The organism is Microcoleus sp. B7-D4, assembly GCF_036705125.1.
Classification (GTDB): Bacteria; Cyanobacteriota; Cyanobacteriia; order Cyanobacteriales; family Microcoleaceae; genus Microcoleus.
Genome location: NZ_JAUBTT010000063.1, coordinates 19800 through 40995, shown reverse-complemented (window position 1 = coordinate 40995; position 21196 = coordinate 19800). Strand labels below are relative to the sequence as shown.

Genomic DNA, 21196 nt, shown 5'->3' with positions numbered 1-21196 from the left:
ACCGCTGCGTTTCTATCTTATACCAGATTGCACGCGCCAGAGCGCCGCATAAATTCCGTCCTGTTCGATCAATTGTTCGTGCTGCCCCGATTCTACCACCAGCCCCTCTTCCATGACACAAATGCAATCGGCATTGCGGACAGTAGAAAGACGGTGGGCGATCGCAATTGTAGTGCGATTCTTGGTAATTCGTTCGAGCGATCGCTGAATTGCCGCCTCAGTCTCGTTATCCACCGCTGAAGTAGCTTCGTCAAGAATCAAAATCGGCGGATTCTTCAAAACAGCCCGCGCAATTGCAATTCGCTGCCGCTGCCCCCCCGACAATTTTTGACCGCGTTCTCCTACAATAGTGTTGTAACCGTCCGGTAATTGTACGATAAACTCGTGAGCCTCCGCAATTTTCGCAGCATTTACTATCTCTCGATTGCTGGTTTCAAAACTGCCGTAAGCAATATTTTCTGCCACCGTACCGTGAAACAAAAACACATCTTGACTCACCAATCCGATCGCTCTCCGCAAATCTTTTAAATTCAGGCTATTTAATTCTATACCGTCGAGATAAATATTGCCGTACTGTACCTCGTACAGCCTCAATATTAGTTTCACCAGCGTACTTTTTCCCGAACCAGTAGCCCCAACAATCGCAGTAGTTTTCCCCGCCGGCAGAGTCAAAGAAAAATACTGCAAAATCGGCTTTCTTTGATTGTAAGAAAAAGTAACATTTTTAAATTCTAGCTCACCCTTAATCGAACTAACAGGCCGCCGGATATCACCCGTGCGAATTGCGATCGGAGTATCCAACAAATTCATCACCCGATTAGTCGAAGCCATCGCGCGCTGGTATTGATCCAGAGTATCTCCCAGGCGAGTCAGCGGCCACAGCAACCGCTGGGTCAAAAACACCAAAACGCTGTAAGTTCCCACAGACAATCGGCCCGCCACAACCTCCAAACCGCCCAAAAATAGTGTTGCAATAAACCCCAAGAAAATCACAACCCGAATCAGCGGAATAAAAGCTGCCGAAAGTACGATCGCCCGTCGGTTGCTTTGGCGGTAAGCTTGGCTTTGTGCTTCGATGCGCTGAATTTCATAATCTTCGGAAGTAAAACTTTTAATAGTAGTAATTCCCATCAAATTATTCGACAGTTGCCCGTTCAGAAAACTCACCTTTTCCCGCACATCAGCATAGAAAGGAGCAAGGCGATTTTGAAAGGCGATCGAACCCCAAATAATAAAAGGTATCGGCAGCATTGACAGCCCAGCAACAAGAGGAGATGCAGCAAAAAAAGCCGCGCCAATCACAACAACCGTTGTCATTACCTGAATCACCTCATTAGCGCCGTCGTCCAAAAAACGTTCGAGTTGATTGATATCATCGTTGAGAATAGAAATCAAACCGCCCGTGCTGCGTTCTTCAAAATAAGCTAATTCTAATTCTTGCAAATGGCTGTAAGCTTCCAGACGCAAATCGTGTTCAATATCCTGAGCCAAATTGCGCCACAAATAATCATAGGCATATTCAAAAAGAGATTCCAACGTCCAAACAACCGCGCTCAAAAGAGTGATAATTGCCAGTTGCCAAAAGACATCTTTTATGCCCCACTGAGCGAGGATAGAATCTTGCTGTTTCACCACCACATCAACGGCAATACCGATTAATGCTGGTGGCGCTAAATCAAAGAATTTATTCAGCAGCGAACAGATACTTGCCAGCCAAGCTTTCAGGCGGTAGCGGCGCCCGTACTTCAGCAGCCGCTTTAGGGGATGGACAGGTTTTGATGGATTTGGTGACAATTGAGGATTGGGGGTAATTGGGCAATTTTTAGATTTTGCACTACTCTCACAGCTTTAGAAACGGGCAAGATGCCCGTTCCACAACTAAGAAATTGTCTTTTAGAACGGGCTTTTCGCCTGTTCCGAACGGGCAAGATGCCCGTTCCACAACTAAGAAATTGTCTTTTAGAACGGGCTTTTCGCCTGGTTTAGACACCAGTTATTAAAAACGGAGAAATAGCCCCAGGCTACGCTTTAAACGTTAACACTCGCTTTATTTTAGCGACTACACCAACTATTTGGGCATCCACCTGAACGTCAATTACTGGTTGAATTGGCTGGTAAATTTGGGATCACAAGTTGTAATTCTGTCTCGCTTGTTGAGTCAGCTTCAGCTTGTGTTCGAGACATTGCCAATTTTCGGCTTTGATATCGCTGATGAACTCGTCGAGACTGTCGCGGTAAATAGAGAGCGATCGCAATAATTCCTCTCGATTGTACTTTGCCACCATCACTCCCAGCTCGGGATTGCCGCCCCCAACGCGGCTCGTATCCCGAAAACCCGAACTCGCCAAATGTTGGGCTAAATTCACAATATCCCGATCGCCCTCTCGATCGCACGCAGCAAGCAGCGTCGCGCTCGCCATCAGCGGCAAATGAGAAATCCAAGCCACAGCTCGATCGTGCTCGATCGGATCGCACCGGTAAACCGACGCACCCAGCAACCGCGCAATTTCCTCAACCTTATCCACCGCAAGCGTCGGCGTCTGGGCAGTCGGCGTCACCACATAAGGCCGGCCCACAAACAAATCCTTTACCGCCGCCTCAATTCCGCTTTCAGCAGTCCCCGCCATCGGGTGTCCCCCCACAAAATTCGGCCACAGAGGAGACACAGCCTGTACTATGGGTGTTTTTACGGAACCGACATCGGTTACAATAGTATCAGGGGAAAGATAGGGCACCAACTCTCGGACGATCGGCTCGATCGACCCCAGTGGCGTGCAAATAAAAACCACATCGGCTGCTGCCATCAGAGACAGGTTTATGCTGGCTTCATTGACAACACCGCGAGCTTGCGCCCGATCGCAAGTCTGCTGCCGACTCGAAACCCCAAAAACATTAAACCCGCGCGATCGCAAATCCAGCCCGATCGAGCCACCAATTAAACCCAGTCCTACAATACCGATATTCATAGCAATAAAATGGGGATATTTGATACGGTGCCGCCCCCATGACAGTCGAGGAACTCCTGAAAAAATATGCCGCCGGAGAAAGAGATTTTGCCGGAATCAACCTGACTGAGGCCAACCTCAGCGGCGTCAACTTGAGCGGAGCCAACCTCAAGGGTGCGAATCTGAGTGTAGCAAACCTGAGCGGAGCCAACCTCAGCAAAACCAACCTCACAGGTGCCAAACTCAACATCGCCAGACTCAGCGGCGCCCATCTAGGCGGCGCCGACCTCACCGACGCCGACCTCAACGTCGCTTACCTAGTGCGAGTTGACCTCAAAAAAGCCATACTCACAGGGGCCAAACTGATCAGAGCCGAGCTCATTAGAGCCGAACTCAGCGGTGCAAACCTCAGCGGCGCAAACCTCAGCGGCGCCACCCTCACCGAAGCCACCCTTCGAGGAGCCAACCTCGCTCAAGCCAACCTTCGAGGCGCTCACCTCAGCGGCGCGTGCTTGACAGAAGCCAACCTCGAACAAGCCAACCTGCAAGGAGCAGACCTCAGCCGAGCCGACCTCAGCGGCGCCGACTTGCGAGGCACAGAACTGAGACAAGCCAACCTCACTCAAGCCGTACTCAGCGGCGCCGACCTCAGCGGCGTCAATTTGCGCTGGGCAATCCTCAGCGGGTGCAATCTTCGCTGGGCCGACCTCAGCGAAGCCAAATTGAGCGGTGCCGACCTCAGCCGAGCCGACCTCTGCCACGCCAACTTGCTGAATGCCAGCTTAGTTCACGCCGACCTGTCAAATGCCTATCTGATTCGCGCCGACTGGATTGGAGCCGACTTAACCGGAGCCACCTTAACCGGAGCCAAACTTCACGCAGTTTCGCGGCTGGGCATCAAAACCGAAGGCATGACCTGCAAGTGGGTCGATCTCAGCCCCAACGGCGACCACAGCCAAATTTACTGGTTGAACTCGGGAGGAACCCAGGAATTTTTTCACGAAACCTTGCCCACAGTTCGGATTGTGATTGACTCGCCCTTAGACCAAGGCGCTCATTTTGCGCTAGCTGCAACTTATTACCAAATTGCCCAACAATACCCGAGTTTAAGTCAGCCTCCCACGATCGAAGTCAGCTCCAGGCGCACCGTACTCGCCTTTCAAATGGACAGTGACGATAAATTATTTGCCACCGCTTACGTTGCCATCATTCCTTTTAACGACGCTGCCATAACTCAAAAAAACCTAATAGCTTTGATGAAAATGATTCAATCCCACGATGCAGGCAAACTTAACGTCAAAGAATCTAAACACGTCCAGTTATGCAGCAAAGCTCTCAACCAAGCTATCAGCAAAGTAGACCAAATCAAAATTTCCAGTTCTTTTCCCAAAATCGGCGAAAGCATCAATTTTTTTCAAATTCCTACACAGATGCTCTTAATTAATTCCCGCGACCAAAGACTCAGCGTATATCACCACCCAGCCTTCGGCAAGCGCCTGATTAAAAAATACGACCCAAGTAACTCAACCTCTGGTAAGTTAGCCGAAAGCACAAAATTGGCTCAAACTAATATCAGTAGCATTTTGGATTTTATAAAAGGCTTCCACAATATAGATGTTTAGGCATATTGCATCAAGTTACAAAAAATGCTTATTCTAGTTTAAAGGTTGGCACAACAAAGCTTTGTTCTAGCTAACACATCAGGGAAATTGAAAAGCATGGATGCCGAAGAACTCATCACCAAATATGCAGCAGGAGAAAGAGACTTTACTGCCATTCTCCTTTGCGAGGCAAATCTCAGCAGGATCGATCTCAGCGGGGCTAATTTCAGTGAGGCAATCTTGAGCCTCACCAACATGAGCGGCACCAATCTGTCAAACGCCAACATGAGAAAAGCCAAACTCAATGTTGCCAGACTCAGCGGTGCTAATCTCCACAAAGCCAACCTCAGCGGCGCTATCCTCAACGTGGCTAACTTGATTCGAGCCGACCTCAGCGAAGCCCAACTCGTCGAAGCTACAATGATCAGATCCGAACTGATCCGAGCAAACCTCAGCAGTGCCAACTTGAGCGGGGCAAACCTCAGCGAAGCAGATTTGAGAGAAGCAACCCTCAGAGAAGCCAATCTAGAGCAAGCCGACCTCAGCGGGGCTCACCTTAGAGGCGCTTCCCTAACCGCGGCCAACTTGGAACGGGCTAACTTGCACAGAGCCGACCTCAGCAGGGCAGACTTGCGAGGAGTCAACCTCTGCAATGCCGAACTCAGACAAGCTAATCTCTCTCAGGCCAACCTCAGCGGCGCTGACTTGCGAGGCGCTAATCTCCGGTGGGCTGACCTCAGCGGGGCGAACCTGACCGGTGCTGACCTCGATGAAGCGAGATTGAGCGGGGCCAACTTGTACGGGGCAAATTTGAGCAATGTCAATCTGTTGAACGCTACTCTGGTACACGCGGATTTGACTCAAGCGAATTTGATTCACGCTGATTGGGTGGGCGCAGATTTGACGGGGGCGGCCCTGACGGGGGCAAAAATTTACGCGGTGTCTAGGTTTGATGTGAAAGCAGATGACATTACCTGCGATTGGGTTGACCTGAGTCCTAACGGCGATCGCAGCCACATTCAGCGCTTTACCCCAGAAGAATCTCAAAGGTTTTTCAATGCTACACCGCCGACAGTTCAAATTATTGTCGATCGACCCCTCGACCCGGATGCTAACTTTGTCCTGGCAGCTACCTACCGCCAAATAGCCCGTCAATACCCTGCTTTGAACCATCCTCCCAGTATCGAAGTTAATTCCCGACGCACAATCATATCATTTAGAATAGAGCAGGACGATCAACTATTTCCCACAGCTTTCGTGGCGATTATTCCCTTTAGTGATGCAGCATTTACTCAGAAAAATTTGATGACTCTGATCAAGATGATTCAACCCCAAAGTGGTAATAACCTGGGCGTCAGAGTCTCAAATATGGTAGTGCAATTAAACGTCGCCCTGACCAAAACAATGAGAAAAATAGGGGAAATGAAAATTCAGCCGATTCGCCTCGATCGCGAACCGATGTCAAGTTTTTTCCAATCGCCTACCCAAACTGTACTGGCTAACTCCAGCGCCGAAACTTTGATGATTCACTATCACCCAGATTTTGGCAGAAACTTGACAAATTTGCCCGGAGTCAACAAAACCTCTATCAGTCCTGCAATTAAAGCCCAAAGATTTACCACCCCGCCGCTAAATACGGTCATTGAGTTTGTCAAAAGCTTTTATCAGCTCGGTGAGTAAATACTATAAATTAATTTGAAATAATTTCTATTCATGCCCTATAAAAGTTAGCCAATTGCCCTTTCAGTTAGGTAAAAAAATGGAAGCTGAAGAACTGCTCAAACGATTTGCACTCGTCAAGAGATACACAGAAGGCGACAGAGATTTCACAGGAATGAACCTGAATGAAGCTAATCTCAGCCGCATCAACCTCAGCCAATCAATTTTAAGGCGGGCTAGCTTATTTGTCACCAACCTCAGCGGCGCTAACTTGAGCGACGCTAACTTGAGCGACGCTAACTTGAATGTGGCTAGACTCAGCAGTACCAACCTGTCGCGGGCAATCTTAAACGGGGCGACTCTCAACGTAGCAAACTTAGTCAGAGCCGATTTAAGTGCAGCTCAATTAATCCGAGCATCCCTGATTAGATGCGAATTAGTCCGCTGCGAACTCAGCAAAACTAACTTCAGCGGTGCAAACCTGACTGAAGCAGATTTAAGAGAGGTAAAACTGACGGAAGCTAACCTGTGCGGTGCTAATCTTTCCGGTGCAAATCTCAGAGGTGCTTCGGCTGCTTCAGCTAACTTTCAAGAAGCTAACTTACATGGCGCAGATTTGACGAAAGCAGAACTTAGCGGCGTCAATTTGAGCAATGCCGATATGAGACAAGCTTCTTTGCAACAGGTGAATCTCAGCAGTGCCAATTTGAGCGGAGCTAACCTCAAATGGGCTGATTTGACGGGAGCTAACCTCAACGGCGCCGATCTGAGCTGTGCTAAATTGAACGGAGCTAACCTTAACGGAGCAGATTTAAGAAATACTAATTTAGCAAGTGCTAGTTTGGTTCACGCTGATTTGACAGAAACAAATTTGATTAATGCAGATTGGGTGGGCGCTGATTTGAGGGGAGCAACTTTAACAGGAGCAAAACTGCATTTGGTTCCTCGATGTGGCATCATTGCAGATGATATTACTTGCCAGTGGGTTGACCTCAGCCCCGCTGGCGATCGCACTCAGATTCAACAATTTCATTCGCCGTCAGAATCGATAAAATTTTTAAGTCACACGCCGGGGTTAGTGCAAATTGTGGTTGACGCACTTTTAGACTACTCAGCAAACAGCACTTTAGCAACAGTTTACAGCGAAATAGCTCGGCATTACCGGGCCATGATTTTTCCTCCTAATATTGAAGTCGGCTACCGCCGCACAACTCTAACTTTTAGATTTGAGAGCGATGAGCATTTATTGCCAGCAGCTTTTTTAGCGATTCTTCCTTTTAAGGATGCTGTACAAACTCAGAGAAATATTATGGTTATCGGCAAAAATATTGAAAGTCAAAATTTGGATGAAAAACGAATAGTGCAGTTGCGTCAAGCATTGAGTACAGCTACAAATAAGTTAAATGAGTTGATAAATTTGCTCTCTAATATATCACGGCTTAGTCAGCCCACAAAGTTTTTTGAGTCACCTACCCAAACTATTTTAATTAGTTCGGGACAGGAGAGTTTGATGGTGAATTCTCACGGGAATTTTGGGAAGGGAGGTGCAACTCATCAGGAGAGTAAATTCAGTTTGCCTCTCGGTCAAAAAGTAGTTGATTTTCTGGCCAGTTTTGATTATCTTGAGTGAGAAATGTCAATTTTAAAACCGATTGATTGAGGTAGAAGTCCACAACTCATTGCTCCGCTTCCTGCGATCGAACTCCGAGCCGCACTGGCCCCACCATTTAACGATGGCGCGGCTCGTGGCGCGGGCTTTGCGCTTGGGGCGCAGCGCTCTGATCCAAACGGGGCTTCCCGCTGGAGCTTACCGACAGCGGTATCGAGTCAGCTATTTGATGCCGATTTTGATGTGGCCGGAGCCTGTGATTTTGGTGGCGCCGACACGGCTGATCGAGCATTTGAGAGGAGTGGAAATTCCGCGTTTGCAAGAGTGGTTGGAAACTGATAAGCTGATCGAGACTTATTCCGATAATGCCACTGGACGAGGATTGATGCTAGCCGATCCCGAGTCTTGGCTGGCGGCTCGCTTGGCGGGGAATTCGGAACTTCACAGCAATATTCCGACAATTATCGACGGTGTGGATGACTTGGAAGTTTGGACGCGCCAGCAATTGACGGCGGGCTTGCAACCTGCTGACTGGAATGATTTAATGCAATCTCAGCCTTTGGAAGCCGATGCAATCCTCCAAGGGCGGGTACTGCTAACGCGGGCTTTCTTTCAGCATCCGGCGAAACCAGAGGAGTGCTATTTGCTGGAAACCGCAGAGCAAAATATTTTGAAGGGGCTGTTTGAAAAAATCGAGCCGAATTCGCTGATTCCGGCTGCTTGGAGCAATTTTTGGCAGCGGTGGGAAGGAGACGGAAAATTGCGGTGGGCGCAAATTAATCGGGAGGCTGGCTCATTTTCTCTGTTCTGCGCGCCGGTTCAGGTGGCTGAGGTTTTGAGCAAAATTTGGGATTCTCAGCCTGTGGTGTTGATTGGGGGGGCGGTGGATGTGGAACCGAAGGCTCCGATCTTCCGGCAAATGCTGGGACTGCCAGAATTGACGAGCGTTAAGTTTTCGCCCGATCGACAAAGCGAATTAATTCAACTGTACATTCCCAACTGGCTGCCGCTGCCAAATACGCCGGAATTTCAGGGTGTTTTAATGGAAGAAATTCGGACTTTGCTGTTGATGAGCGCGTCGGTGGCGGGTTTAACGGTGCTGATTGTTGGTGATGTACCGCTGAGGGCTCGGCTGGCGGCGATTTTGGCTTCTGAGTTCGGTTCTCGGGTGCAGGTAGAAAAGACTGATGTGGGCGAGAATGCGATTTTGGTGACAGGGTGGGAGTTTTGGCGGGAACATCAGGGGGAATTGAGGGCGCCTCACTTGCTGGCGATCGCAACTTTGCCGCTACCTTCTTTGGAGAATCCTTTGGTGACGGCGCGTGTGGCTTATTATAAGGAACGGCGCAAGGATTGGTTTCGGTTGTATTTGCTGCCGGCGGCGCTGAATGAGTTGCAACGGGCGATCGCGCCGGTGCGAGAACGTCAAGGGGTGGTGGCGATTTTCGACAGCAGGGTGATTCACCGCAGTTATGGACAGCAGGTTTTAGCGGCCTTGAGTCCTTTTGCGAGGATTGATTATTTGGATACGACTTGGCTGACGCAGGCTTGAGATGACCTGTTGGCGTATAATTTGGTTAGGTATTGTAAAACTTTATTGACTTTATGGCCATTAATAGCCATTTCTAGTATAGAATAGTCAAAATGACGGTACAACAATGCAGCTAGTTGAAAAGCACATTATCGATCGAACCCACTGGCTATACAAGCAGCTAGATAATTTGTGCTTTCTCTCGAAGAATCTTTTCAACTACGCTAACTACCTAATCAGACAAAAATTTATTATCTCAGGAGAATACCTCGACTATTACAAAATACAGAAACTATGTCAGGGAACGACTGACTATCTAGCATTACCAGCCAAAGTATCTCAGCAAGTATTATTGAGATTAAATGAAAGCTGGAAATCATTTTTTGAAGCTACCAAGGAATATGCCATCCATCCAGAGAAATTCAAAGCCCGACCAAAAATACCCAGATACAAACACAAAACATTAGGCAGAAATGTCCTGACTTACACCGCTCAAGCCATCAGTAAAGAATGGCTCAAGAAAGGAATTATCAATCTCTCGAAAAGCCAGATATTTCTGACTACTAAAGTTAGGGTCGTAAATCAAGTCAGAATCGTCCCAAAAACTTACCATTACTCGATGGAGGTAGTTTATGAACCCAAGGATGTAAGTCAATCATCATCAGGTAGAGAAGGGATAGCAGGAATTGATATGGGGCTCAATAATTTAGCGACAATTACATCCACTCAAAAAGGGTTGGTTCCGCTGATAATAAATGGCAAACCCCTCAAATCAATCAATGCTTACTATCACAAAAATAAGACAGTGTTTCAGTCCTACTTGAAGGGGGAAAGAAAGACATCAATCAAAATTGAACAATTAACTCACAAGCGGAATGTAAAAGTAGATAATTACCTGCATAATGCAAGTCGATTCATCATCAATCATCTGGCAGCTAACCGAATCGGGACACTGGTGATTGGTAAAAACGATAACTGGAAACAGGGAATAAATCTCGGCAAGCGGAATAATCAGAACTTCGTAGCCATACCTCATGCAAGGTTTATTGAAATGCTAACTTATAAAGCGCAGTTAGCAGGAATCGTTGTGAAGGTTATTGAAGAAAGTTACACTTCAAAGTGTTCTTTTTTAGATAATGAACCTTGTGTCAAGCATTCGGAGTATAAAGGTAAACGCATTAAGCGAGGGTTGTTTCGTGCTGGTGACGGCAGACTGATTAATGCCGATGTCAATGGCAGCGCTAACATTGTCAAAAAAGCATTTCCCAACGCTTTTGCCGAGGGAATACAGGGCGTGGTAGTACGTCCGGTGAGGGTCACACCTTACAAAATGGTTGTCCGAGGCAAGTGTAATATTTGCCTATAAAACCTGTAACTATCCAGTTGAAATCTAATTTAGTAGACAAAGATTATGGGTGAAGCTAAGCGTCGCAAAGAGTCGATCGGCGACGAATACGGAAAAGAAGAACGCATCGTTCCCTGGCTGCCAATCACGAAAACCCAAAGCGAAGATTTTGTGAAGTGGACAAGTCGCGGAAGCTGGATGGGGATTAGTCTTTTGGTGGCTTGGTGGATTGTAGTGCGGTTTGTCGGCCCCTCGGCGGGTTGGTGGCAGGTTAACTGATGCCAGACTCGACAAATGCCTGTTTTCTTGGCATTGTGTCGAGTTTAACTCGGAAACCAGCGGCTGAATTTTTAGGAAAAATTTAGTTGCTAATTTGGACTTGGTATGGTATAGTAATTATCTGCGGGCAATTAGCACAGTGGTAGCGCACTTCCTTCACACGGAAGGGGTCACAGGTTCAAATCCTGTATTGCCCATATTTTTAAGTTGTAAAATTGGATTCGGAAAAGGCGAGGGCATCTATCCTGAATGTAATTCTGTTGGGAAGTAAGTTAAGCTAGAGTAATAGACGCTCTTCAAACTGGTAATGGATACTTTGAAAAAATGAAGCTCCCAAACTATGAAAGAGTAATTTATGAGGACAGCCCCCTAATTGAGGTTATTGCTCAACTTAGATTTCCAACTATCCTGAAAATTGCCAGCCAACAGCCTGTAGACTTTCAAGATAGTATAAGGTTTGAATACCCAATTTTTGAAAGTTCTAGAAATTTGCAGATTCCGGTTGAGCTATCTAATCTTTTAACCCAATTTACCTCTAATTTTACCAGTGACTTGACTTCAATTGACTTGACTTATCAATTTAAGTCAGAAGACTTGAGTTGCCAGATATCTTTAGACAAAAACTCTATAACGTTTGCTACGACAAAGTATGAAAGATATGAAAATTTTATTGATAAATTTAAACGCGCTGTAGAAATTTTTGAAAAAATATATAATCCCTCTTTTTATTCACGAACAGGACTAAGATATCGTGATTTAATTATTAGGTCAAAACTAAATATCAAAGACAAAGAGTGGCATGAATTAATACCGCAACATATTGCTTCTGAACTGTATACACCAGAAGTAGCAGATTCAATTCTAAACTTTGTTAAAAATTTACAGCTAAAAACTGAATTCGGTCAAGTTAATTTTAATCATGGGCTTGTTAACGTTAGGGACACAGAAAGAGGTATAGATGAAACAGCTTATTTATTAGATACTGATTTTTTTACTGAGGATAAAGTAGAAAGGAGTGAAAATGCCTGGAAAATACTCGATAACTACAACCATACAGCCAGAAATCTCTTCCGCTGGGGTATCACGGAAGAGTTGCACAGAGCAATGCGACCTCAACCAATATAATCCTATGCACGTAACAACTGGTGGTACTCAAAGCAAAAATATAATTGGACAAAGGTATGAAGTTTTACCCACTCCTGCTCAGACGCAGTATCGGCACACATTAGCATCTGCTACTCCTAGCTTAAAAATCGAAGTTTCCATCGAACCACCTATTAGTGGTGAATGGTTTGGTCAATTCAATCAAAACACGATCGCTTGGGTTAAGTGCTTAACGCTACTCAATCTGCTTTTTGCTAAGACTCCAGAAGGATTGCAAGAAGCATCTGACGTGCTTGAACAAATGGTGGAATATTATAGTGACTGTCGGTCTGATTTAGGACAAACTACCTTACCTCAAGAATTAGGATTACTTACTGGTAGCGTATTACCTAGCGAAGTCAGACCACCTTTAGTCCTAGATTTTGAGTAGCTAACCATGCGTAAACCTTGGATTTACAGAGCCTCGAATGACACAGAGGCTCTTAGACAAGGGGAAATTCTGACTGGACTTATACAGATTAAACCAGTTCCAAGTGAATCTTCTCCAAACCTCGATCAAATTCCGTACCTCGATCAAATTCAGTTTAAACCTATTGTTCATCCTTATGCAATTATTGTTACTCAAAACTGTGATTTAGATTGGGACTATAGCGCTAGGCAAAATCGAGATAAACCTAATAAGTTATTAAACTCTATACTTTTTTGTCAAGTATATACAGCTCAAGAAATTCGCTCCAACAAAACAGTTCAGCTAAATTCAGCAGATTGGAATTTAGTTAAATCTAATCGTTATCAGCAATACCATTTTTTGGAAAAAATACCTCTAGAACGTGAATCATCTCAGGAAGGAATACCAGAATTAACAGTAGATTTTAAAAAAATTTTTGCGATAGATGCTGATTTCTTATACCATCAAATAAATAATAATTTTGCTAAACGACGTGCTGTGCTTGAAAGTCCATATTTAGAAGACTTTTCACATCGTTATCATGACTTTCATGGGCGTGTAGCACTTCCTGCACAACATGAAAGTGAAAAGGGGGTATAAGCTAAAGCGAAAAATTAAGCAGCGATAAAATTAGAGAACTTTTTGCTTTTTCGCTAAACAGAATTCTGTATGTAGCTGTCCTTTTCCGAATTGCTATAAATTCTCGATTGAGTTTTGTATTACAAATATGCTACACTAACATTGTAGCTCGTGCCCCCGCAGGAGGTTTCCTCATGGCAAATGCCAATATTCCTCAAAATTTCAACTTAATCCTACCCGCAGGAACCCAAATTGTCACCAGAATCGAGGTCAAGAACCCCGCCAGCGACCAACCTTGGAAACCGGGATTAGTAGGCGTCATCGTTCAATCGCCTACGGACAATTCCCACGCATATTTAGTCAAACTCCCAGACGGAACACAAGTTAGTCTGCGGCGGCACGAACTCAGTATCCGCAAGCAGTTTCAGAGCGAAGGATTGCATTCAGGAGGAGATTTTCTTGCAGAATACAACCTCTATGATTCTGTAATTTACCGCTGCATTCTTGGTTCGAGAGCCTACGGTCTTGATAACGAGCAATCCGATACAGACAGACGCGGGATTTACCTGCCGCCGGCAATACTTCATTGGTCGCTTTACGGCATTCCAGAACAATTGGAAAACAAGGAAAATCAGGAATGCTATTGGGAACTGCAAAAGTTTCTAGTTTTGGCACTAAAAGCTAATCCAAATGTGCTAGAATGTTTGTACACGCCTTTAGTAGAAACTGTTTCTCCTGTAGCACAAGAATTGCTCGAAATTAGGGAAATCTTTCTTTCTCAATTGGTTTATCAAACTTACAATAGCTACGTTTTGTCTCAATTTAAAAAAATGGAGCAAGACCTCCGCAATACCGGGGAAATTCGTTGGAAGCACGCGATGCACTTAATTCGCTTGTTGCTGTCAGGAATTACGGTGCTCAAGGAGGGGTTTGTACCAGTTCGGGTGCAGGATTATCGATCGCAACTTTTATCTATCCGCAACCAAGAAATATCCTGGGATGAGGTGAATCGCTGGCGGTTGAGTTTGCACGGTGAGTTCGATCGCGCTTTTGCTGCAACTTCCTTACCGGAACGTCCTAATTACGAGAAAGCGAATCTGTTTTTGATTAAATCTCGTAGAGGTGCGATCGAAATCGGGAATTGAATCGGCGATTGAATCGGCGATTGAAATCGCTTCTATACAAACAAAGTCCGCCTACGCGGACTGAAGAAAAAGATGATAGAATACATCTCTAATCTCGCTAAAATTATTTCAGTTCGACCTTACCCGCTGCTGTTTGCGACTGTCAGCGGTTCGCACTTATACGGCTTTGCTTCCGCAGATTCTGACTTTGATTTGCGGGGAGTACACATTTTACCGCTACCGAAAGTAATTGGACTGATTTCTGCCGAAGAAACAATCGAAGTTTCGGAAGTTCGGGAGGGAATGCAACTCGATTTAGTAACTCACGACATCAAGAAATTTTTTGAGTTGCTGTTGAAGCGGAACGGCTACGTGTTGGAACAACTGTATTCGCCGCTAATAGTTTACACTACAAAGGAACACGAGGAATTAAAGGATCTCGCCTCAAACTGCATTACCAAGCACCACAGCCACCACTATCTCGGTTTTGCTAAAACTCAATGGAAACTGTTTGAGAAAGAACGCCCGCGTCGGGTTAAGCCGCTGCTGTACGTTTATCGGGTGTTGCTGGCTGGGATTCACTTGATGCAAACGGGGGAAGTCGAGGCGAATTTGGTGAAACTTAACCAGAAATTCCAGTTGTCGTATATTCCTGATTTGATTGCTAGAAAGCTGGGCGGGGAGGAAAAATCAGTGCTGGAAGATACAGATATTGAATTTTATCAGCAAGAGCGCGATCGGCTAATTAATATATTAGAAGAAGCAAGTTTTACAAGTCATTTGCCGTCAAATCCTAATGCAAAGGTGGCTCTTAACGATTTTCTGGTAAAGGTGAGGATTTCATCTCTAAGCTGCTCCACGTCTAATTAGTCGTTTGGTGCAGCAAGCACCCTACATATTAGTCGTAGGTGCGCCGAAGAGCGTAGCACTTCCAGTCCAGGACGCATCAGTACCAAAGAAACCTGGTTTTTTATCCTGATTAAAGACCTGAATACAGTATTTTCGTCCATCAAACCCGCTTTCAAGTGATTTACTTGGATAGCTTTCTGTTTGCTGGTTCGTTAAGGGCCGCTATACCCATAGTTTGATTCTAGGTAACTTCTGTGTTTTTTCCTGGTATGTAAATATTCCAACTTACGCCGCCTAAATATGTCTTGATATATGAAATCAAGGCGTGGATAAATACAACGATTCCCAGCATTTCTAAAAACTCTTCAAGGGTCGTTACTATCACGTAGGATAGATTCCTCTCCGGTCCCGTTGTATAAACTATGTATCCCGCTAGCATTTCCATTCCGATGGCTCCTCCAATATAAAGAGCGGTTGCTGCAACAAACAATTTTTTTGTAGCAACCGGAAGGTGGAACAGAAACTTACTGTAGGATAAGAGAAATATCGCTACTAGAAAACCCATCGGCACAACCCAATTAAAGTAAAGAAATCCTGTAGTATTTACCAGGCTTCGCATCGGGTTAGCAAGCTTTTCGTGCCATTGACTCACTTCGTCTAAAGATAGATATAAAAAGATGAAGGATAAAATTGTCCAGTGATGCTTGTAGCGACAACTATCCAAATTTTTCGCATGGGCGATCGCACCCAGCAAGAGAGAACTGAACAGCAATGCCAAAAATGAGTATAAGGTTGGAATGTTCCTCTCGTAATCAACGTTGAATCCGTTTGCCAAGAAGTCTCTAGACGGGTAATCCGGCAAGAAATACAAAGTCATCTGACCTAAGAAAGATAGTAAAACTAGACAGACCACCACTCGAAGCAGGAACTGGGTTACAGCCCCAGGAGTTAGGGAAATTTGGAATTTCATGTTTTTTTAACCTGAGTTTAAGGTAATCTTATCAAAGAAAATCTTTTTTGGGTAGATATACAGAAAAAAAGACTCATCCTGGTAAAAATCCTCTTTTTTTGCCGTAAGAGTATCGTAGGATTAAGGAATTTAACAGACATCGATCGCCCTTAATTTTATTGTGGCTATATAAAAAACTTTTTGTTTCCTGATATGTAAATTAGATATCTCCCAAAATGAAGCTAAAATCCTTACTACGGTTGAGTCGATATCTAAATTCGATCGATGTCTGCCAGAAAAACTCGGTTTCAAGAAGCGGAGATTCCTCAGTACAGAGAATTTCTGTCATCAAAGGCGATCGCATCTCAATTGAGAGTGACAACTATGAGAGGAAATAACAGGTTGATCGCGATCGAGTGATTCGCCGCCATTGGTTAACCTAGACTCCCCCCAGCGAGAACAAAATATTTACTTGTCAAAGTCAATTAGCTTTCAGTCAATTGCTTATTTCCTAAGTTTTTGCTGCTTTACTTATTTTTCGTACCTGCGCGGCGTGTAAACCCAAACATCTCCATATTTGCGGGGAATAATCCGAGTCTGACTCGAACCGACAATCACTAAAGTTCTCATGTCTGCATCTTGCGGCTGGAATTCGCCGAGGGTGCAAACCCGCACAGATTGGCCGGGCCGGCCGAGGTTTCGCCCTAGTACGACGGGGGTTTTAGCATCGCGACTTTGCAACAAAATCTCGATCGCCCTTCCGAGTTGCCAAATCCGCTGTTTCGAGATGGGATTGTAAAATGCCATAACTAAATCGGCAGCCGCAGCGGCCGAAATCCGCTGTTCAATGACCTCCCAAGGCTTGAGAATATCCGAAAGGGAAATCACGCAAAAATCGTGTCCGAGGGGTGCTCCGATCGCAGCAGCGGCTGCCTGCATGGCTGAAATGCCCGGTGCTACCCGAATATCAATGCCTTGCCATTCGGGTTTGGCATCAAAGTCGATCGCCTCAAACACCGCCGCAGCCATTGCAAAAATACCCGGATCTCCCGACGAAACCACGGCGACTGATTTGCCGGATGCTGCTAAATCTAGGGCAAAACGGGCGCGATCGATCTCTTCGCGGTTGTCGGAATCGTGCCGATTTTGCCCTTCCCGCAGGGTTCCAGCTAAGTCGAGATAAAATTTGTAACCCACCCAATCCGTGGCTTCGCGCATAATTTCCTTAACTTCCGGGGACATCCAGGGCGCGCCTCCGGGGCCGGTACCGACGATCGCCAGTTTGCCGCGGCTAATTCCGATCGCCCTAGCATCAAAGGGTTGGGCGGCCAGGGCGATCGCGCAATTCAGTGCGTTTGGGCGATCGGACTCGATTAAGTGACTGTTGGCACCGGCTGCTGTCAGGGCAATTTGTGCGGCCTTATTTTCGATGAATTCAATTGAGTCTAATTCGACAAGTTCGGAGAGATTGAAAAAGCGGACGGGGACTTTAAAATATTGTGAAACTGCTTCAAGTGCCGGGTTTCCCATCTCCTGTTTTAATGCAAAAAATCCAGCAACAGAAGCTGCTGCTAAACCCGCGTTTTCCAACACTTGCTGGACAAATGAAACCGCTATTTCTGGCTCAATATTCGATAGCTTTGTCAGTGCAACTGCCACAATTTGCGGATGGTAAACTAAACAATCGGGCGTTGGCACAATTGCTTTTTCGGTGACGCGAATAGTCAATTTTGCGTCGGGGGCGATCCTCTTCGAGGGCTTCGCTAACGGCAAATTGCTCTCGGAAAGCCAGCTTGCAGCCCCTTCTAGGCGTACTTTGGCCCCGGCGAGCAAATTTGAAATAAAAGTCTTCGCGTCCTCTGGATTCGCTAAATAATAGCCTTGGGGAGGACTCAGCAGCGCGGTGCGAAAGCGGATATCTCCGGTGGTAGTAATTGCAGGTTGTACGCCCAGGGCTGCTGCAATCTCTCTGGCCAAATCATTAACGCCGTGCAAACCGCCCAGCAGGGGTACGACGGCGCTTCCGTCTTCTGCGACGGCTAAAACTGCCGGTTCGGCGCGTTTGTCTGACAGCAGCGGGGCGAGGGTACGGATGATTATTCCGGCGGCGCAGATGGCGATGATTGGGGTTTCTGTTGCAAACAATTCCCGCAATGTTTCGCCGAAGTTGCTAAAGTTGATGTCTGTGTTGGAAGTGCGATCGATTAAACCGTAAATCTGGGAACCGGGGAAATGTGCGGAGATTTTTTTGGCGATCGGCTGGCTGTTTTGACCTAAGATAACTATTGCGGGAGGAACTCGAACCATTTTAGATTTTAGATTTTAGATTTTATGAGAGTTGCGACGGAAATTAGGAATTGATAATTGATAATTGGTAATGTAGGGGCGGGTTCGCCAAGGTCTGCAATACAACACCCGAAATCTACTAAACCCGCCCCACCCCCACCGAGGATGCTATCTAATATAATATAACCTAATTAAAACAGGCTACAATCAATAAATATTTCGAGGTTTGGCTGTGAAACGCATTGTCTTAATTGCAGGGTTTGAATCTTTTAATGCCGATTTGTACCGGAAAGCTGCCGAGTTGGCTGTTTCTGGGTGTCAGGGATTGGAAGTACGGGTTTTTAGCGATCGCGCCCTCGCAGACGAACCCGACGCTGTAGCGGCTGCCCTCTCGAATGCTGATGTGTTTTTCGGGAGTTTGCTGTTTGATTACGATGCGGTAATGTGGCTGCGGGAAAGGGTGCAACATATCCCTATTCGCCTGGTTTTTGAGTCGGCGTTGGAATTGATGAGTCTTACTCAAATTGGCGCTTTTAAAATTGGCGACAAACCGAAGGGAATGCCGAAGCCTGTTAAGTTTATTCTGGATAAGTTCAGCAATGGGCGAGAAGAAGATAAGCTGGCTGGTTATATCAGTTTTTTGAAGGTTGGGCCGAAGTTATTGAAATACGTGCCAGTGCAAAAAGTGCAGGATTTGCGAAACTGGCTGATTATTTATGGTTACTGGAATGCGGGCGGGGCGGATAATGTTGTCTCGATGTTTTGGATTATTTCCGAAAAGTATTTGGGGCTGAAGGTTGCAGAAATTCCGCCACCTGTGGAAACTCCCAATATGGGTTTGCTGCATCCTGATTATAATGGTTATTTTGAATCGCCTCGGCAATATTTGGATTGGTATCTCGGTAATCAAAGTGCTAGGGGCGGGCAAGATGCCCGTTCCACTAAAGAGGCTAGACATCTTGATAGAAAGGCTTATAACGGGCAAGATGCCCGTTCCACAAAATTTGAGACTAATTTGTCTGAAAATTTAGACCGGGTTTCTAACGGGCAAGATGCCCGTTCCACAAAATTTGAGACCAATTGGTCTCAAAATTCTGACAGAGGAAAATCCCCTGTTGTGGGCATCTTGCTTTACCGCAAACACGTTATCACCAAGCAGCCTTATATTCCTCAATTAATTCGCTATTTTGAAGGTGCGGGAATTGTGCCTTTGCCGATTTTTATCAATGGCGTTGAAGGCCATGTGGCGGTGCGAGATTGGATGACGACTGCTGATGAAACTGCGCGGCGAAAACAAGGCAATATTGAAACTCTTTCGCTTTCTAAAGATGCTGTGGAAGTTGATGCGATTGTTTCTACTATTGGCTTTCCTTTGGTTGGCGGGCCTGCTGGTTCGATGGAGGGTGGAAGGCAGGTGGAAGTTGCTAAGCGCATTTTAACTGCTAAAAATGTACCTTATTTTGTGTCCGCACCTCTGCTGATTCAGGATATCCATTCTTGGACTCGTCAGGGGATTGGAGGTTTGCAAAGTGTGGTATTGTATGCTTTGCCTGAGTTGGATGGCGCGATCGATCCAGTGCCCCTGGGCGGTTTGGTGGGTGAGGATATTTATCTCGTGCCCGATCGGGCGAAACGCCTGACAAGTAGAATTAACAATTGGGTGAAACTACGTCAAACTCCGCCATCTGAAAGGAAAATTGCGATTATTCTCTACGGGTTTCCTCCCGGTTACGGGGCGGCGGGTACGGCTGCTTTATTAAATGTACCGAAATCGCTGCTAAATTTCCTGCACAAACTTCAAGCGGCAGGTTATACAGTTGGAGAAATTCCGGCTGACGGTGAGGAGTTAATTCGCAGGGTGAAAGAGGCGGATGAAGCTACTTGTGAGGGGCAAGATGCCCGTTCCACAAAAGAGACTGTTAATGTCAAAACTTTAGAAAGATGGCTGGGCTATCTGTTAACAACTCGTATCGAAAAACAGTGGAAATCTCTGACTGGTACTGGGATTAAGACAGAGGGCGACGAGTTCCAAATCGGTGGCGTTCAACTGGGGAATGTTTGGATAGGTTTGCAGCCGCCGCTGGGAATTTCGGGCGATCCGATGCGCTTAATGTTCGATCGCGATTTGACGCCTCACCCTCAATACGCTGCTTTTTACAAGTGGCTGCAAAATGATTTGCAAGCTGATGCTGTGGTTCACTTCGGAATGCACGGCACTGTTGAATGGTTGCCGGGATCTCCTCTGGGAAATACTGGCTATTCTTGGTCGGATATTTTGTTGGGAAGTTTGCCCAATCTTTATATCTATGCTGCCAACAATCCCTCGGAATCGATGTTGGCAAAACGGCGCGGTTACGGTGTTTTGATTTCTCACAATGTGCCGCCCTACGGCCGCGCTGGCTTGTACAAGGAATTAATGGCTTTGCGGGATTTGATTGCGGAATATCGGGAAGATACGGCAAAGAATTATGTGCTGAAAGAGGCTATTTGCAAGAAAGTTTTAGATAGCGGTTTGGAGGCTGATTGTCCGTTTGATGATGCTCGAAAATTGGGGATTGCTTTTAGTTTTGAGAATGTGGGAATGTTCAGTGCTGATGCTTTTAACCGCTATTTGGTGGAGCTTTATGAGTATTTGCAGGTGGTGGAATGTCGCTTGTTTTCTTCTGGTTTGCACGTTCTCGGCGAACCGCCTAATTCTGAGGAAATGACCTCTTATCTTGAGGCTTATTTTGGGGAGAGGTTATCAGAGGAACAGGTGAAAGCAATTGTTTGGCAAACCAACACAGGCAAGATGCCTGTGCCACAAACCAGCACAGGCAAGATGCCTGTGCCACAAACCAGCACAGGCAAGATGCCTGTGCCACAAACCAGCACAGGCAAGATGCCTG

Annotated in this window: 17 protein-coding genes and 1 tRNA gene; 14 read left to right on the top strand and 4 right to left on the bottom strand. The window is 46.0% G+C overall.

Annotated elements, in window-relative coordinates; genetic code table 11:
* Positions 1-12 precede the first annotated feature (12 nt).
* Both QUB12_RS23910 and QUB12_RS23905 read right to left on the bottom strand, forming a co-directional pair.
* Positions 13-1794: an ABC transporter ATP-binding protein gene (locus tag QUB12_RS23910; RefSeq protein WP_333308640.1), complete on the bottom strand. Its 1782-nt coding sequence runs from the start codon at positions 1792-1794 to the stop codon at positions 13-15.
* Positions 1795-2126: 332 nt separating this feature from the next.
* Positions 2127-2966, bottom strand: a complete 840-nt coding sequence (locus QUB12_RS23905) for a prephenate/arogenate dehydrogenase (RefSeq protein ID WP_333144115.1) — start codon at positions 2964-2966, stop codon at positions 2127-2129.
* Positions 2967-3004: 38 nt separating this feature from the next.
* Between QUB12_RS23905 and QUB12_RS23900 the strand changes: the two genes are divergently transcribed.
* From QUB12_RS23900 to QUB12_RS23845, 12 genes are all read left to right on the top strand, one after another.
* Positions 3005-4567, top strand: a complete 1563-nt coding sequence (locus QUB12_RS23900; protein ID WP_333144116.1) for a pentapeptide repeat-containing protein — start codon at positions 3005-3007, stop codon at positions 4565-4567.
* A gap of 96 nt (positions 4568-4663) precedes the next feature.
* Positions 4664-6226 carry a pentapeptide repeat-containing protein gene (locus QUB12_RS23895; RefSeq protein WP_333104756.1) on the top strand — a complete coding sequence of 521 codons (1563 nt, stop codon included), beginning with the start codon at positions 4664-4666 and terminating at the stop codon, positions 6224-6226.
* Between the two features lie 79 nt (positions 6227-6305).
* Positions 6306-7835 carry a pentapeptide repeat-containing protein gene (locus QUB12_RS23890; protein ID WP_333144117.1) on the top strand — a complete coding sequence of 510 codons (1530 nt, stop codon included), beginning with the start codon at positions 6306-6308 and terminating at the stop codon, positions 7833-7835.
* Positions 7836-7857: 22 nt separating this feature from the next.
* Positions 7858-9366, top strand: coding sequence for a helicase C-terminal domain-containing protein (locus tag QUB12_RS23885; RefSeq protein WP_333308638.1), 1509 nt, complete (start codon positions 7858-7860; stop codon positions 9364-9366).
* Positions 9367-9472: 106 nt separating this feature from the next.
* Complete coding sequence (locus QUB12_RS23880) at positions 9473-10711, top strand: transposase (protein WP_333081321.1); 1239 nt, start codon at positions 9473-9475, stop codon at positions 10709-10711.
* Between the two features lie 45 nt (positions 10712-10756).
* Positions 10757-10969, top strand: coding sequence for a DUF2839 domain-containing protein (locus tag QUB12_RS23875; protein ID WP_333063857.1), 213 nt, complete (start codon positions 10757-10759; stop codon positions 10967-10969).
* A gap of 125 nt (positions 10970-11094) precedes the next feature.
* Positions 11095-11166, top strand: a tRNA-Val gene (locus tag QUB12_RS23870).
* A gap of 127 nt (positions 11167-11293) precedes the next feature.
* Positions 11294-12094, top strand: coding sequence for a TIGR04255 family protein (locus QUB12_RS23865; protein WP_333144120.1), 801 nt, complete (start codon positions 11294-11296; stop codon positions 12092-12094).
* Positions 12095-12098: 4 nt separating this feature from the next.
* Positions 12099-12503 (top strand): hypothetical protein, encoded by a 405-nt coding sequence (locus QUB12_RS23860; RefSeq protein WP_333144121.1) that lies wholly within the window; start codon positions 12099-12101, stop codon positions 12501-12503.
* A gap of 6 nt (positions 12504-12509) precedes the next feature.
* Positions 12510-13121 carry a hypothetical protein gene (locus tag QUB12_RS23855; RefSeq protein ID WP_333144122.1) on the top strand — a complete coding sequence of 204 codons (612 nt, stop codon included), beginning with the start codon at positions 12510-12512 and terminating at the stop codon, positions 13119-13121.
* A gap of 173 nt (positions 13122-13294) precedes the next feature.
* The gene (locus QUB12_RS23850) at positions 13295-14245 is read left to right on the top strand and encodes a DNA polymerase beta superfamily protein (protein WP_333144123.1); all 951 of its coding nucleotides are present in this window, start codon (positions 13295-13297) and stop codon (positions 14243-14245) included.
* Positions 14246-14317: 72 nt separating this feature from the next.
* Entirely contained in the window at positions 14318-15094 is a 777-nt protein-coding gene (locus QUB12_RS23845) for a nucleotidyltransferase domain-containing protein (RefSeq protein WP_333144124.1), read from the top strand.
* 220 nt (positions 15095-15314) lie between these two features.
* Here QUB12_RS23845 and QUB12_RS23840 read toward each other — a convergent pair whose 3' ends face one another.
* A complete protein-coding gene (locus tag QUB12_RS23840; RefSeq protein WP_333308635.1) occupies positions 15315-15950 on the bottom strand; it encodes a hypothetical protein in 636 nt (211 codons plus the stop codon).
* A gap of 357 nt (positions 15951-16307) precedes the next feature.
* On the opposite strand from QUB12_RS23840, the gene QUB12_RS23835 reads away from it, so the two are divergent.
* Positions 16308-16442 (top strand): hypothetical protein, encoded by a 135-nt coding sequence (locus QUB12_RS23835; RefSeq protein ID WP_333144126.1) that lies wholly within the window; start codon positions 16308-16310, stop codon positions 16440-16442.
* A gap of 111 nt (positions 16443-16553) precedes the next feature.
* Here QUB12_RS23835 and cobJ read toward each other — a convergent pair whose 3' ends face one another.
* Positions 16554-18329 (bottom strand): precorrin-3B C(17)-methyltransferase, encoded by a 1776-nt coding sequence (gene cobJ / locus QUB12_RS23830; protein ID WP_333144470.1) that lies wholly within the window; start codon positions 18327-18329, stop codon positions 16554-16556.
* A gap of 211 nt (positions 18330-18540) precedes the next feature.
* Here cobJ and QUB12_RS23825 point away from each other — a divergent pair.
* Positions 18541-21196: cobaltochelatase subunit CobN (locus QUB12_RS23825; RefSeq protein ID WP_333308633.1), on the top strand; the 2656-nt coding region annotated here is incomplete at its 3' end.

Coding starts and splice junctions, on each gene's coding strand:
- QUB12_RS23905 (WP_333144115.1), bottom strand. CDS start 2,966: ATGAATATCGGTATTGTAGGACTGGGTTTAATTGGTGGCTCGATCGGG.
- QUB12_RS23900 (WP_333144116.1), top strand. CDS start 3,005: ATGACAGTCGAGGAACTCCTGAAAAAATATGCCGCCGGAGAAAGAGAT.
- QUB12_RS23895 (WP_333104756.1), top strand. CDS start 4,664: ATGGATGCCGAAGAACTCATCACCAAATATGCAGCAGGAGAAAGAGAC.
- QUB12_RS23890 (WP_333144117.1), top strand. CDS start 6,306: ATGGAAGCTGAAGAACTGCTCAAACGATTTGCACTCGTCAAGAGATAC.
- QUB12_RS23880 (WP_333081321.1), top strand. CDS start 9,473: ATGCAGCTAGTTGAAAAGCACATTATCGATCGAACCCACTGGCTATAC.
- QUB12_RS23875 (WP_333063857.1), top strand. CDS start 10,757: ATGGGTGAAGCTAAGCGTCGCAAAGAGTCGATCGGCGACGAATACGGA.
- QUB12_RS23865 (WP_333144120.1), top strand. CDS start 11,294: ATGAAGCTCCCAAACTATGAAAGAGTAATTTATGAGGACAGCCCCCTA.
- QUB12_RS23860 (WP_333144121.1), top strand. CDS start 12,099: ATGCACGTAACAACTGGTGGTACTCAAAGCAAAAATATAATTGGACAA.
- QUB12_RS23855 (WP_333144122.1), top strand. CDS start 12,510: ATGCGTAAACCTTGGATTTACAGAGCCTCGAATGACACAGAGGCTCTT.
- QUB12_RS23850 (WP_333144123.1), top strand. CDS start 13,295: ATGGCAAATGCCAATATTCCTCAAAATTTCAACTTAATCCTACCCGCA.
- QUB12_RS23845 (WP_333144124.1), top strand. CDS start 14,318: ATGATAGAATACATCTCTAATCTCGCTAAAATTATTTCAGTTCGACCT.
- QUB12_RS23840 (WP_333308635.1), bottom strand. CDS start 15,950: ATGACTTTGTATTTCTTGCCGGATTACCCGTCTAGAGACTTCTTGGCA.
- QUB12_RS23835 (WP_333144126.1), top strand. CDS start 16,308: ATGTCTGCCAGAAAAACTCGGTTTCAAGAAGCGGAGATTCCTCAGTAC.
- cobJ (WP_333144470.1), bottom strand. CDS start 18,329: ATGGTTCGAGTTCCTCCCGCAATAGTTATCTTAGGTCAAAACAGCCAG.